This window comes from Rhizobium altiplani (assembly GCF_001542405.1).
GTDB classification, from domain to species: Bacteria; Pseudomonadota; Alphaproteobacteria; order Rhizobiales; family Rhizobiaceae; genus Rhizobium; species Rhizobium altiplani.
The window spans coordinates 1-13140 of sequence record NZ_LNCD01000147.1; the positions used below are offsets into that span (position 1 = coordinate 1).

Below are 13140 nucleotides of genomic sequence, written 5' to 3' on the forward strand. Positions count from 1 at the left end.
GTGATGAAACTTGAAACCGCAAGCGCCTTGTCATCCTGAGACACGAAGATCGTGAATTTCGGCGTCGGCGTGCCCATCTCCGCGAACTGCTTGGCAAAGACCTGAATATCGATATCCGGGGACGCGAGAATGACGTTGTGAATCTTGCTGTTCACGTGTCCGTCGCGGATACCCATCTGCCGCAGGGATTCCATCGTCAGCCAGGTGCCCATTGAATGAGCGAGGATTGTGATGTCCTTGACGTCGGGGTCGGCGGCTAGCGTCCGCAGCGCCTGCTCGAGCGCCGTGCGTGAATAGTTGGTGCTCTCCTTGTCGTATTCATAGGCGGTAAGCTGCGCGCGTGACGGCCACGTGAAGAGGATAGGGGTCGCCTGCATCCCGGAATCGTGGACGATCTGGGCCAGACGGAAGACGGAATCCTCGTACTTGTTGTTGAAGCCGTGGACAAAGACCAGCGCATGCCCGCCCTGGATGTTCTGGTGGAACCAGGCGCGCCCCTCTGGAACGGTGTCGATCTCCTTGACGCTGGTCACCGCAAAATCGGTTGCGGGATTGGGCGGTAGACGCTTCGGCCATTGGACTGTGCCTGAGGCCCGTTTCGGCGGAATGGAGACGTCAACCGCCGTCAGGTAGGGCTTTGGGCTGCGTTCGCCGGTGAAGAGCGTCGCCGGGTCGCCGGAAGGTTCGCGCGTGGTTGCGACCAGCATGCTGACCTTTGAGGTATTCTGCGTTGCCGCCGATAGCGCAACAGGGGCCATGACTCCGCTTGGATGACCGCAGCTGGCAAGAACTGCCGCGACGAGCAAAGGTGCAAGTGTCCGAACAGTACGGGCAGCAATCACGTTCCGGTTCCCTCATTGAAACGCAAGCACCTTACGGTGGCCGGGCTTTGGTGAAGTACTCTCACAGAAACGACGCGAATGTTACGTGCAATTCGCGCTCCATGCCCTAGGGCCACGACGAGTTTTAAGTAAGTGTTACCGAACCGCAACGAGCTTTGCCTGCCGCTTGGTTGCCAGGCAATCCGTCTGCTGCTCTTGGTCGTGCCAGGTTTGGTCGTTTTGTGAATTCGGTTCACAGATGCTTGGACCAAGTGACCGCTTATCACCGAAATCCAGTGCCTCCATATGTTCGCCAGTCAACCAAGCCGGCAGACCGGCAACATCATTTTGAGGCACATCATGCCAACTGCTCTCTTTGCTTTGACGATCGCGGCCTACGCGATCGGAACCACGGAATTCGTCATCGTCGGCTTGTTGCCGACCGTTGCTTCAGATCTCCAGATCAGCCTGCCGCTGGCGGGATTGATTGTCAGCGTCTATGCGCTCGGCGTCACATTCGGCGCGCCGGTGCTAACGGCTTTGACCGGGCGCATCGCAAGGAAACCATTGCTTCTCGGCCTTATGGCGCTCTTCATCGTCGGCAACGGCATGGCGGCAATCAGCCCAAGCTATGCTCCGTTGCTGGTTGCGCGCGTCCTTTCAGCCTTCGCACATGGCGTCTTCTTCTCCGTCGGCTCGACGATCGCAGCTGATCTCGTTCCCGAGAACCGTCGCGCCTCGGCGATCGCGATGATGTTCATGGGCTTGACGGTCGCCATCGTAACAGGCGTCCCGCTTGGCACTCTGATCGGTCAGATCTTCGGCTGGCGCGCAACATTTGCGGCTGTAGCAGGCCTCGGTGCGATTGCCTTCGTTGCGATTGCAGTGTTGCTGCCTTCGAACCTCAAGAAGGCACCGGCCGCCAGCGTCGGCGACCAGATCCGCGTGCTCGGCAGCGGCCGCCTGTTGATCGTCTTCGCCATGACCGCACTTGGCTATGGCGGCACCTTCGTCGCCTTTACGTTCCTGGCGTCGATCCTGCAGGAGATCACCGGCTTTGCGGCCAGCACAGTCAGCATCATCCTCGTGGTCTATGGCATCGCGATCGCCATTGGCAACGTCGCCGGCGGCAAACTTGCCAATCGCAGCCCGGTACGCGCCCTGACCGGCTTGTTCATCGCCCAGGCGATCGTGCTGGTACTCTTCAGTTTCACCGCGCCATCGCCCTGGCTGGTCGTCCCGACGCTGGCGGCACTCGGCTTCCTCTCGTTCGCCAACGTGCCCGGCCTGCAGATTTATGTCGTGCAGTTGGCGAAGCAGGTTCGTCCCGCCGCCGTCGATGTGGCATCGGCCCTCAATATCGCCGCCTTCAACCTCGGTATCGCAGCGGGCGCATGGATCGGCGGCCTTGTGGTGGAATCTTCGCTGGGGCTTGAGGCGACACCCTGGGTTGGCGCAATTCTCGTGGGCGGAGCCTTGGTCCTGACGCTCTGGAGTGGCGCTCTGGACGGTCGTTCGACAGCGGATAGCGATACTGTGACCCAGCCCGCCTAACCCGCGAGGCGAATTCCGACGTCCCGGGAACGGTGGTTGACGTGAGCCCATCGCGTTGGCCACCATTGCTTCTGTGGACGGTGGAGTACCTGTGCGTCTAACTAGGTGGGGAAAGGCGGCGCCCCGGGAGGTGCGCTCCTCGGTGTTCCTCCAAGAGGCCTCTTTTCCCGGTAAAATTGTGTCCTTGCTGACCACAATTTTCTTGCCTAACAGCGGCATGCTGCGACATACTTACAGCCGCTGATAGCCACTTGAATGCATGCCTAGCACCTACCACGCATTCTATTTGTCCAGGGTGACGAAAGACGGCACCGCCACTTTTTCAGCCTCCGACCGGATTGCGGGGACGATTACGCTGGACGGTAAAGCAAAGGCCGTGGGCGGATCCGACGGGGGAAGCTGCTTGGGCAAAACCCTCAAGGAATTGCGCGAGTCAGGGCAGGCGCACGACCTTAAATCCTAGCCCCGCAACGCACTGGCTCTGGAGAATTGGCCGGACCAGGGCCAGCATGCGCGCGGGCGGCGGAGAAGTGTCGGAATGTCGTTCGACGTTGGGCCTGAACCTACGTCGCATGAAATAGCCTTCGAGGAGGCCGTCGGGGAGGCGGGCTTCATTTTCTAGGTGAAGGTTGGGAGGAGCATGGAAGAGCTGCGAACTCCTTTCAGGGTAACGGCTGGTCGCTTTCTGCGCTCGGTGCGCGTTTTCATGTCCTCGGAGGTCGGCGGCACGGCAAAGCTTCTGACGGCATGCCTTGTCGTGCTCTTCCTCGCGATCAACGGGCTCAATGTGCTGAATAACTTCGTGGGCAGGAACTTCATGACGGCGATCGCCGACAGGCAGATCGCTGAGTTTGTCCGGCAGGCCATATTCTATCTTCTCGTGTTTGCCGGCTCCACGATCGCATCGGTTTATGCGCGCTTTACGGAGGAGCGGCTGGCCCTCACATGGAGAGACTTTCTGACGCGTCGCGCCGTCAATCTCTATCTTACTGACGGAGCCTTTTACCGCCTCGGTGTTTCGGGAGGACTCTCGTATCCGGATCAGCGCATTTCCGAAGATATCCGCGCATTTACCGTGACCACACTGTCCTTCCTGCTCATGATCTTCAGCAGCGGGCTAACGATCCTTTCATTTTCAGGGGTACTTTTATCCATCAACCCCGTCTTGTTCGCCGTGGCGGTCCTTTATGCTGCCTGCGGCTCGTTTCTCACGGTCTGGCTGGGCCGCCCGCTCATCAAGCTGAACTATGACCAGCTCGACAAGGAGGCCAGTTTCCGTACGGGGCTCATCCAAGCAAGGGAGAACGCAGAGCGAATTTTGCTGACCGGCAGCGAGGCGCGCATGAAGTCTTTTCTCGCGGTCCGAATTGATGACCTGGTGACCAACTTTCGCAACATAACATCGGTGAACCGCAATGTCGGCTTCTTCACGACGGGCTACAACTGGCTGATCCAGATCATCCCTGCATTGATTGTCGCGCCGGCCTTCTTCCGCGGCGATATCGAATTTGGGGTGATTACGCAGTCCGCGGCAGCATTCGCCATGCTGGTGGGCGCTTTTTCGCTGATCATCAACCAATTCAACTCGATCTCCAGTTTTGCTGCAGTGGTGGCGCGCCTGAGTACTCTTTCAGAGGCGATAGAGAGACCAAAGGGGGGTGCCAAGATTCAGGTCGATGAGACCCGGGACGACCTGTCGTATGAGAAACTCACGATATTGTCGGAGCGGGACGGATCGTCGTTGCTGCAGGAGCTGACCGTCGCCATCCCGCCTCGTGCCCGCGTCCTGGTGACATGCGCTCGAGAGGAGCAAGGGAGCGCACTTTTCAGGGCTACCGCAGGTGTTGCTTATCCCGGCACCGGCCAGATTTTTCGTCCCACGGCTGAAGGCATACGCTTCCTGCCGCAGCACCCCTATTTTCCGCCAGGGACACTTCGACAACTGTTCATTCCCCCGGCCGCGAGCCCGGAAATTTCGGACGAACGCATCGCGCTGCTACTTGCCGAATTTGAACTTCAGCGCATTTCTAAGATCGAGGAATTTCAACAAGAAGTGGAATGGCATACCGTTCTGACGCAAAGAGAGCAGTGCTTGCTGATGCTGGCGAGCGCATGCGTTGCGAAGCCGCATGTCATCTTGCTTGAGAGAACCGAGGCTATGGTTGGCTGGGAGACACTTTTCCAGATCATGACACGCTTTGCAAATGACGGCATCGCCTGCGTTCATATCGGAAGCGCCGCCGACATATCATCCTATGACGCCATCCTGGACTTTGACGATAGTGGCGCATGGCAGTGGAATACGCCGCATGACCGCGGGAACGGCAGCGGTGCAAAGCACGCAAATTGAGACGACAAAAAAGTCGATAGGAGGCTGATGATGACGAACGCCGCTCGTGCAACCAACGACCATCAGAAGACGAGTGCTCCCCTTGGGGCCGAAGAACTGCGCTTAATGGACGCCTATTGGCGTGCATCGAACTATCTCTCTGTCGGGCAGATCTATCTGCTCGACAATCCGCTACTGAGAGAGCCGCTCAAGCGGGAGCATATCAAGCCGCGGCTTCTCGGTCACTGGGGAACGTCGCCCGGCCTGAACATGCTCTATGTGCATCTGAACCGCGTGATCAAGCGCGACGACCTCAACATGATCTACGTGATCGGACCGGGCCATGGCGGACCTTCGCTGGTCGCACATGCCTACCTGGAAGGGACATACAGCGAAGTCTACCACAATATCGGCCAGGACGCCGAAGGGATGAAGGCCCTATTCAAGCAGTTCAGCTTTCCCGGCGGCATTCCAAGCCACGTCGCCCCTGAAACGCCTGGAAGCATCCACGAGGGTGGCGAACTGGGTTATGCCTTGAGCCATGCCTATGGTGCGGCCTTCGACAATCCAGACCTGATCGTCGCCTGCGTCGTTGGCGACGGCGAGGCGGAGACCGGCCCGCTTGCCACGAGCTGGCACAGCAACAAGTTTCTTAATCCAGCCCGTGACGGATGCGTACTGCCGATCCTGCATCTCAATGGCTACAAGATCGCCAATCCATGCTTCTTAGCCCGCATTCCCGAGGAGGAGCTGCGGAAGCTTTTCGAGGGGATGGGCTATGCGCCCCTCTTCGTCGAAGGGCACGAGCCCGACAAGGTGCAGCAGCAACTGGCGGCAGCGATGGATACAGCCGTTGCCGAGGTCAAGCGGATCTGGGGGGAGGCGCGCGAGAAGGGCAATCTGAAACGCCCGGCCTGGCCGATGATCGTTTTCCGCACGCCAAAGGGCTGGACTTGCCCGAGTGAAATCGACGGCAAGAAATGCGAGGATTACTGGCGGTCGCACCAGGTCCCGATGGGCGAAATGGACAAGCCGGAACACATCAAGATCCTTCAGCAGTGGATGAAGGAATATAAGCCCGAAGAGCTCTTCGATGACGACGGTAAGCTGCGCGCCGAACTCGCTGCGCTAGCCCCGACTGGCATTCGCCGGATGAGCGACAATCCGCATGCGAATGGTGGCCTGCTCCTGCGTGACCTGAGGCTGCCCGACTTCCGTGACTACGAGGTTTCCGTACCTAGCCCCGGAGCGACGACGACCGAGTCTGCCCGGGTTATGGGCAAGTTTCTTCGCGATGTCATGAAACTGAACCTGGACACCAAGAATTTCCGATTGTTCAGTCCCGACGAGAACAACTCGAACCGCTGGCAGGACGTGCTTGAGGTCACCAATCGTTGCTACATGGCCGAAATCTATCCCGAGGACGACCACCTGTCGCCGGATGGCCGGGTGATGGAGGTGTTGAGCGAGCATCAATGCCAAGGCTGGCTTGAAGGGTACCTTCTGACAGGGCGGCATGGCTTCTTCTCATGCTATGAAGCCTTCATTCACATCATCGACTCGATGTTCAATCAGCACGCCAAATGGCTGAAGGTGTGCAACGATATTCCATGGCGCCGTCCGATCGCGTCCCTCAACTATTTCCTGAGCTCGCATGTCTGGCGCCAGGACCACAACGGCTTCAGCCACCAGGATCCGGGGTTCATCGACCATGTGGTAAACAAGAAGGCCGAGGTGATCCGCGTCTATCTGCCGGCGGATGCCAACACGCTGCTTTCCGTTACCGACCATTGCCTGCGGAGCCGCAACTACGTGAACGTCGTCGTTGCCGGCAAGCAGCCGGCGCCGCAATGGCTGACCATGGATCAAGCCGTCAAGCACTGCGCCCAGGGCCTCGGTATCTGGGAATGGGCCAGTAACGACAAGGGCGGCGAGCCTGATGTCGTCATGGCGTGCTGCGGCGACGTGCCAACGCTGGAGACGCTGGCGGCGGTGCAGATGATCCGCGAACATCTACCGGAATTGAAGGTGCGCGTCATCAACGTCGTCAACCTCATGAAGTTGCAGCCGTCGAGCGAGCACCCCCATGGGCTTTCCGACGCCGATTTCGATGCGCTCTTCACCAGGGACAAGCCGATCATCTTTGCGTTCCATGGATATCCCTGGCTGATTCACCGGTTGACCTACCGGCGCACGAACCACGACAATCTGCACGTCCGCGGATACAAGGAGGAGGGGACGACGACGACACCTTTCGATATGGTCGTTTTGAACCAGCTCGATCGCTTCCACCTTGTCGAAGACGTCATCGATCGACTGCCGCAACTCGGTGCCCGCGCCGCCTACTTCAAGCAAGCGATCCGCGAGAAGCTGATCGAGCACCGGCATTACATTGAAAAGCACGGTGATGACATGCCTGAAATCACCGGCTGGAAGTGGGGCGTCCTCGGAGGGGCGGCAAGCAAGCAAAGGACATCGACGGAAGGCGACAACACGTAGCGTTCGGCGCAGCCAGGTGCCTCCCGGAGCCGTTGCTCCAGGGGGCACTATCAAAGACGATGCAGAGGACGCAGATTGCTGCTGGCGCCGTTCGGGTGGCGAAGTGCGTATTGGTACGATGCCGTTGGCGGCAAGCGATTGCAAAGCTGTATGGGAGGGGAAGCCATGGTTGCGGTGTCACCCAGGCCAAACTTGGAGTCGGGGCTGACCGACGAGGACTTTGCGCGACTGCAGTTCACCTCGGTGCTCTACTATCTGCATTCTACGAACCCGGACAACGGCCTCGTTCGCGACAAGACGCAACCCGGCGCACCGGCAAGCATCGCTGCCATCGGCATGGCGCTCGCCACCATTCCTGTCGTCGTGGAACGTGGCGTCCTCATTCGCGAGTTTGCCGTCAAGATGGTCCGGCGCAGGCTCGAATTCCTGATGCAATGCCACCAGGGCCCCGAGCCGGACGCCTCGGGCTACAAGGGCTTCTTCTATCATTTTCTCGACATCGAGACGGGACAGCGGGTGTGGGAATGCGAGCTATCGACGATCGACTCGGCCTTTCTGTTCGCTGGTGCGCTGACAGTCGCCACCTATTTTGACGGGGAGAGCGCCGAAGAAGCGAAGATCAGGACGCTTGCGACGGCGCTATACGAGCGTGCAGACTGGAACTGGGCGCGGGATCAGGGCGCTACCCTGACGCATGGCTGGCGACCCGAGAATGGCTTCATTCCTTACCGTTGGCGTGGTTATGACGAAGGCCTGCTTCTCTACATATTGGGGCTGGGATCGCCGTCGCATCCGCTGCCGCCCGAGAGCTATGAGGCCTACACGGAAAGCTACGAATGGCGGAACATCTACGGCCGCGAGCTGCTCTATTCCGGTCCGCTGTTCACCCACCAGCTATCGCATATGTGGATCGATTTCCGCGGGATCCGCGATGAATTCATGCGCGAGCATGACAGCGACTACTTCCAGAATAGCCGGCAAGCGACCTTTGTCCATCAGGAGTATGCAATCCGAAATCCGATGCAGTTCGAGGGTTATGGTGAGCATTGCTGGGGATTTACCGCGTGTGACGGCCCGGGCTGGGTGAAGGCGGATGTCGGCGGGGTTCGTCGCGAGTTCTTCGATTATGTTGCCCGTGGCGCGCCGTTCGGGCCCGATGACGGAACCGTAGCGCCCTGGGTTGTCGTGGCATCCCTGCCTTTTGCGCCCGAGATTGTCCTTCCGACCGTCCGGAAGTTCGCGGGCATGAAGCTGGGGATGACTAGGCTTTACGGCTTCAAGCCATCATTCAATCAGACCTTCAAGGATCCGGACAGTCCGACTGGCTGGTGGATCAGCCCGTACCACTTCGGGATTGACCAGGGGCCGGTGGCGCTGATGATTGAGAATTACCGCACCGGCCTTTTGTGGACGCTGATGCGTGATTGCGAGCCTATTGTCAGGGGGTTGCGGCGAGCGGGGTTCACCGGCGGCTGGCTGTAGGCGGGGCCGCCCGCGGCGATCCACCCAACGATGCCCTGCCAAGTTGATCAGTGGGAGCCGCGAAGCTGGTCGTCCTTCAGCCAATTTCGATTGAAGACACTCTTCGTCCCGTCCGTCCCCTGCGACGTATGAACGATATCGTCCCGCAACCACCAGTCAATCGAGGTGGCGGGCGCCGATAGCGCGCCTTGTTCGAGGTCGGCTCTGACGAGGATTGATATCGATGGATCCCGCACCGTTTTGACGACCGCTGTTTCGGCCGCCGACAACGCGAACAGCGGTGCAACAACGCCCGTCACCAGAACGGACGCATAGACTGGGAACGTTTGCGAGTACGACATGACATGCACCCCGCGTGAACTGCAGCAATACTACAATGTCGCAAGTCAAACCTACAGTCGACCCTCTATTTCCGGTGTTTTCTCGAATAGGATGCTCGGGCAAGCATAGAACAGCAATTGTTCTGCGGTCTGTCGCCTGCCGGCTCGTTCTACCGAGAATTCGCTGGGCATCGGGCGGCTTCAGTTTCAACGGTGCGCTCAAACGCGGCGAGCCGAGAGCGAGGTGATGTAACCGACGATCGAGGACTTGCCTGCCCGGTGTGGAACATGCCGCATCATGCAGCTTGCGCTGATTTATGATGCGGCATGTCGGATCAATCCCGTTAGGGTGAATGCGGTCTCATCACCAATCCCGATCAGAGATATTGCCAGCGCGGTACGCCGATGTCAGAACTCCTCCCAATTGTCATGGGCAAGAGCGGCGTTGCCGTGGAAGGCGGCCGCGACTTTCCCCACCAGTTTGCGGGCCGGCGAGGCGGCAGGCCCGCTATCCCGGGTGGCGCGTGGAGCGGAATACGCGCTCGCAGCCGGGCCGCCTGTTCCGAGGTTGAAGCGGGCGATCAGTCGCGAGAGGTTCGCAGCCTCGTCCGCCAGCCGGTTGGTCGCCGCTGTCGACTCCTCTACCATGGCAGCATTCTGCTGGGTGACCTGATCCATCTCATTCACCGCCATGCTCACTTCCGACAGTCCCGTTGACTGTTCCTTCGCGGCCGTCGCGATCGAATGAACATGTTCGTTGATTTTGATCACATGCCCCTGGATCAGCCCGAGCGCCTCACCGGTTGCCGTCACCAGCGTGACGCCTGCGTCGACTTCCGCGCTGGAGCGGCCGATGAGCGTCTTGATGTCCTTTGCGGCATTGGCGGAACGCTGCGCCAGTTCGCGCACTTCCTGGGCGACGACGGCGAAGCCTTTGCCGGCCTCGCCGGCGCGGGCCGCTTCCACTCCGGCATTGAGCGCCAGCAGGTTCGTCTGGAAGGCGATCTCGTCGATGACGTTGATGATCTGACCGATTTCGCCCGAGGCCTGCTCAATGCGTCTCATGGCTGATACGGCGTCCTTGACAACCGCGCTCGACCGCTCGGTGCTGCGGCGCGCCTCGTCGACCATATGGCTCGCCTCTGTTGCCCGTTCGGTGGAATTTTTCACCGCGACGGTGATCTCTTCCAAAGCGGAGGAGGTTTCCTCCAGCGAAGCCGCCTGCTGTTCGGTGCGCTTGGAGAGGTCGTCCGAGGCGCTGCGTATTTCGCTCGAGCCGCTGTTGATCGTGTCGACGGCGGCGCGCACCTCGCCGAGCACCGAGCGCAGGTTGGCCATGGTCGCGTTGACATTGTCCCTGAGTTCGCCGAAGGCGCCCTGGAAGTCGCCGCGCATCGTTTCGGTCAAATCACCCTCGGCAAGGGCAGCCACGACACGCCGGGTCTCTGCGACGCTGCGATCGACGGAGGCCACCAGTTCGTTGACTTGCGTGGCAAAGCGGTTGAGGTCGGCATCGCCGTAGTCCTTGGCGATACGCCGCGTGAAATCACCGCCAACGGCGGCCAAGACCACCACGCCGATGCTCGACTGCAGATCAACACTCTTGGCATGAAGGGCAGCTTCGTGTGCATTCAACTCGCGAACCCGGAGGCCGTTCTGCTTGAACACTGCGACGGCGCGCGCCATGTCGCCGATCTCGTCGCTGCGCCCAGTGAAAGGGATCTCGGCGCCGAGATTGCCGCTCGCCAGGACACTCATGTTTTCGGTGATACGACCGATCGGCTTTGCCACCGCTTTCGCGCCGAAGAGAGCGGCGCCGAGAAGAGTAATCATCACGAGAAATCCACCGGCGAGCGATGTGGTTTCCATCGAATTGAGGGCCACGTTCGAAGCTGCGGCGGCTGTTGTCGCACGGCCCTTTGCGATCGTGCCGGCCTCATCGAGGAGGGACATCGTCTTCTGGATGAGATCGATCTGGTGTGTAACGAATTCCCGTTCCTTGGCGGCGAGGCTTGCGTCGACGCCCGCCGCGCTCAGTTTCGTGCGGAGGAACTCTGCGAGTTGGCCGCTCGTGTTGTAATATTCGTCAACCAGCGCCTTGATGTTTTTCACCCGCTCCTGGTTGACCTGGATTGTCAGGATCGACAGGGCCGAATCCAGGGCTCTGATGGCTGCGTCGTGATTGTCCCGCACGGCGGACTTGGCCTGCAGCACCTCGTCCATGGCGTCCGCCAGGCGCATGTTCAGGCTCTCGATCTGCATGCCGCGAATGGCGGCCTTGGCCTCGACATAGTCGCGTGATGCGCCGACCTGTTGCCGTTCGAGTATGGCGCTCTGGCCGACCGAGCGATCCTCTAACCAAAGGCCAGCCAGCATGACGAGCATCATCGCAATGCCGGCAGCGGACATGAGGGCGAGTTTCGTGCTGATACGTGAAAAGAAGGCGGGTAAATTCATGTCGGTTATTCGCCTAGGGAAACCGGCGCGATCGTCATGAATTCCGGCTTCTGTATAAGAGTGGCCGGACGCTCGTCATTTCGCCGACAACGTTGCAAGACCACGAGGCCGAAACGTCGCAAAACACTACTTTCCAAAATGCGCGCGACGCAGTGGTTCCGATCGGGAGATCTGACCTTGATCTTTCAAGATTTGAATAATCTCCATAGTTCGCATAGCATTCCTGGGTTAATAAAATGTAAATTTCGAGAAAAAGTTATAATTGATTTTCGTCAATTTGCAGAATATCTAAATAGCGCATAGCATAAAAAAGTTCAAATCGTGTTTGTTGCTAGGTAATATCAACAGATGTAATAGCGTTTGCCCTTAGTCACTCTGTTTTTATTTGAAGTATCGCTCTTGCTCAGTTTGGCCATTAGGGATCGCTCCACTGGGCAACGTCGACGTATCCCTTGTTGCTTTTGCCAGACGCCTTAAGAGTCCACGAATGCCGATGCCGTTATCTGACGACAAGAACAGGAACGGTCGAATTGGCGAGGACCTGCTGGGTTTGGCTGCCAAGTATCATTCTTCCGATGCCCGTGCGCCCATGTGAGGAAATAACGATCAGGTCGCAGTTTTTTGCCTGAGCAGTCTCGAGAATGGCCGTAGCAGGAGAGCTATTTATCTCGTGGACAAAATCGACCGTCACCTGCGCTTTCGCCGACTTGTCGCGGACAATTCTTTCGATCTCGATCAGGTCTTCTTTCACCGCGTGATTATAGCTGTCCAAGGCCTGTGCCTGAACTACTCCCTGAAGCGCAAAGCCAGCCAGCGGCACCGTGAGGTTGATGACTGTCGCTGGAATGCCGAGCGCCTTTGCAAGTGCAAGACCGTGATCGACGCCCTTGGAAGCAAGCTCCGAGCCGTCGGTTGGAATGAGTATACGATTGTACATGGGACATCCGTTCCAGATCGTGGTGCAATAAATTCATCCAAACCTAGCGGACTGTCCATGTCGAACATTGATCCGCGTCAAGATGGCGAACATGTTTCCCGATATTGACGAATGCGACGGAGGGCGCGCGACTTTAGACTCTGGCGTGCGAACACGAGAGGGCATCGCGGAACGTGGCAAAGCGCAGCTGCTAATGCCAAGGTAGGCGATGCCCGACCTGAGAGATAGGTGACAGACCGTACCGGAGACATGGGTTACATTTTTCGATTTTGGTCGGGAGGTGTGGATGCCGTAGAGAGAGACTTCGGTCATGGATGAGCGTCTTGGATTTGTCGCCCGTTTACTGGAGGGCGAAGGTATGAGCGAGGTGTGTCGGTCGTTCGGGATCTCTCGCGCAAGCTACAAGATCTTCAATCGCTGCAAGGAGGACGGGCTGGAGGCCTGACGGACCGGTCCCGGCGGCCGGTGCGCTATGCCAACCAGTTGCCCGAACCGGTCGAGGCGATGATCGTTCGTTGCAAACAGGAGAAGCCGCACTGGGGGGGCGCGCAAGATCCGCGAGCTTCTGGTGCGCCGTCTGGCCGGCGACGTGCGCATCCCGGCGAGAAGCACGGTGCATGCGGTGCTCGACCGGTACGGCCTTGTGAGCCAGGCCCGTAAGAGGAACCGGGCGAACAAGGCCATGGGCACGGCGCTGTCGGCGGCCACCGGCCCCAACGATCTGTGGTGCGCCGACTTCAA

The 13140-nt window shown here is 59.0% G+C and carries 8 protein-coding genes and 2 pseudogenes; 6 read left to right on the forward strand and 4 right to left on the reverse strand.

Annotation, left to right across the window (positions count from 1 at the left end; translation table 11 throughout):
- Nucleotides 1–758, reverse strand: a 758-nt coding sequence (locus AS026_RS37700) for an alpha/beta hydrolase (protein ID WP_062376075.1), incomplete at its 3' end; no start/stop codon positions are given.
- Nucleotides 759–1181: 423 nt separating this feature from the next.
- Between AS026_RS37700 and AS026_RS37705 the strand changes: the two genes are divergently transcribed.
- The 5 genes and pseudogenes from AS026_RS37705 to AS026_RS37725 all read left to right on the forward strand — a co-directional run bounded on the left by AS026_RS37705 (nt 1182) and on the right by AS026_RS37725 (nt 8685).
- Nucleotides 1182–2375 carry an MFS transporter gene (locus AS026_RS37705; RefSeq protein ID WP_025662783.1) on the forward strand — a complete coding sequence of 398 codons (1194 nt, stop codon included), beginning with the start codon at nt 1182–1184 and terminating at the stop codon, nt 2373–2375.
- Between the two features lie 268 nt (nt 2376–2643).
- Nucleotides 2644–2838: pseudogene (locus AS026_RS43880) on the forward strand (hypothetical protein); the annotation flags it as partial.
- Nucleotides 2839–3015: 177 nt separating this feature from the next.
- Complete coding sequence (locus tag AS026_RS37715) at nt 3016–4725, forward strand: ABC transporter ATP-binding protein/permease (RefSeq protein ID WP_062376214.1); 1710 nt, start codon at nt 3016–3018, stop codon at nt 4723–4725.
- Between the two features lie 30 nt (nt 4726–4755).
- Complete coding sequence (locus AS026_RS37720; RefSeq protein ID WP_062376216.1) at nt 4756–7203, forward strand: phosphoketolase family protein; 2448 nt, start codon at nt 4756–4758, stop codon at nt 7201–7203.
- Between the two features lie 165 nt (nt 7204–7368).
- Complete coding sequence (locus AS026_RS37725; protein WP_062376218.1) at nt 7369–8685, forward strand: glucoamylase family protein; 1317 nt, start codon at nt 7369–7371, stop codon at nt 8683–8685.
- 47 nt (nt 8686–8732) lie between these two features.
- Here the strand turns inward: AS026_RS37725 and AS026_RS37730 are convergent, their stop codons facing one another.
- The 3 genes from AS026_RS37730 to AS026_RS37740 all read right to left on the reverse strand — a co-directional run bounded on the left by AS026_RS37730 (nt 8733) and on the right by AS026_RS37740 (nt 12399).
- Nucleotides 8733–9026: a hypothetical protein gene (locus AS026_RS37730; protein WP_062376219.1), complete on the reverse strand. Its 294-nt coding sequence runs from the start codon at nt 9024–9026 to the stop codon at nt 8733–8735.
- Between the two features lie 387 nt (nt 9027–9413).
- The gene (locus tag AS026_RS37735) at nt 9414–11462 is read right to left on the reverse strand and encodes a methyl-accepting chemotaxis protein (RefSeq protein ID WP_062376221.1); all 2049 of its coding nucleotides are present in this window, start codon (nt 11460–11462) and stop codon (nt 9414–9416) included.
- 499 nt (nt 11463–11961) lie between these two features.
- Nucleotides 11962–12399: a universal stress protein gene (locus tag AS026_RS37740; protein ID WP_062376223.1), complete on the reverse strand. Its 438-nt coding sequence runs from the start codon at nt 12397–12399 to the stop codon at nt 11962–11964.
- 310 nt (nt 12400–12709) lie between these two features.
- Between AS026_RS37740 and AS026_RS37745 the strand changes: the two are divergent.
- Nucleotides 12710–13140, forward strand: a pseudogene (locus AS026_RS37745) (helix-turn-helix domain-containing protein); the annotation flags it as partial.

Coding starts and splice junctions, on each gene's coding strand:
- AS026_RS37705 (WP_025662783.1), top strand. CDS start 1,182: ATGCCAACTGCTCTCTTTGCTTTGACGATCGCGGCCTACGCGATCGGA.
- AS026_RS37715 (WP_062376214.1), top strand. CDS start 3,016: ATGGAAGAGCTGCGAACTCCTTTCAGGGTAACGGCTGGTCGCTTTCTG.
- AS026_RS37720 (WP_062376216.1), top strand. CDS start 4,756: ATGACGAACGCCGCTCGTGCAACCAACGACCATCAGAAGACGAGTGCT.
- AS026_RS37725 (WP_062376218.1), top strand. CDS start 7,369: ATGGTTGCGGTGTCACCCAGGCCAAACTTGGAGTCGGGGCTGACCGAC.
- AS026_RS37730 (WP_062376219.1), bottom strand. CDS start 9,026: ATGTCGTACTCGCAAACGTTCCCAGTCTATGCGTCCGTTCTGGTGACG.
- AS026_RS37735 (WP_062376221.1), bottom strand. CDS start 11,462: ATGAATTTACCCGCCTTCTTTTCACGTATCAGCACGAAACTCGCCCTC.
- AS026_RS37740 (WP_062376223.1), bottom strand. CDS start 12,399: ATGTACAATCGTATACTCATTCCAACCGACGGCTCGGAGCTTGCTTCC.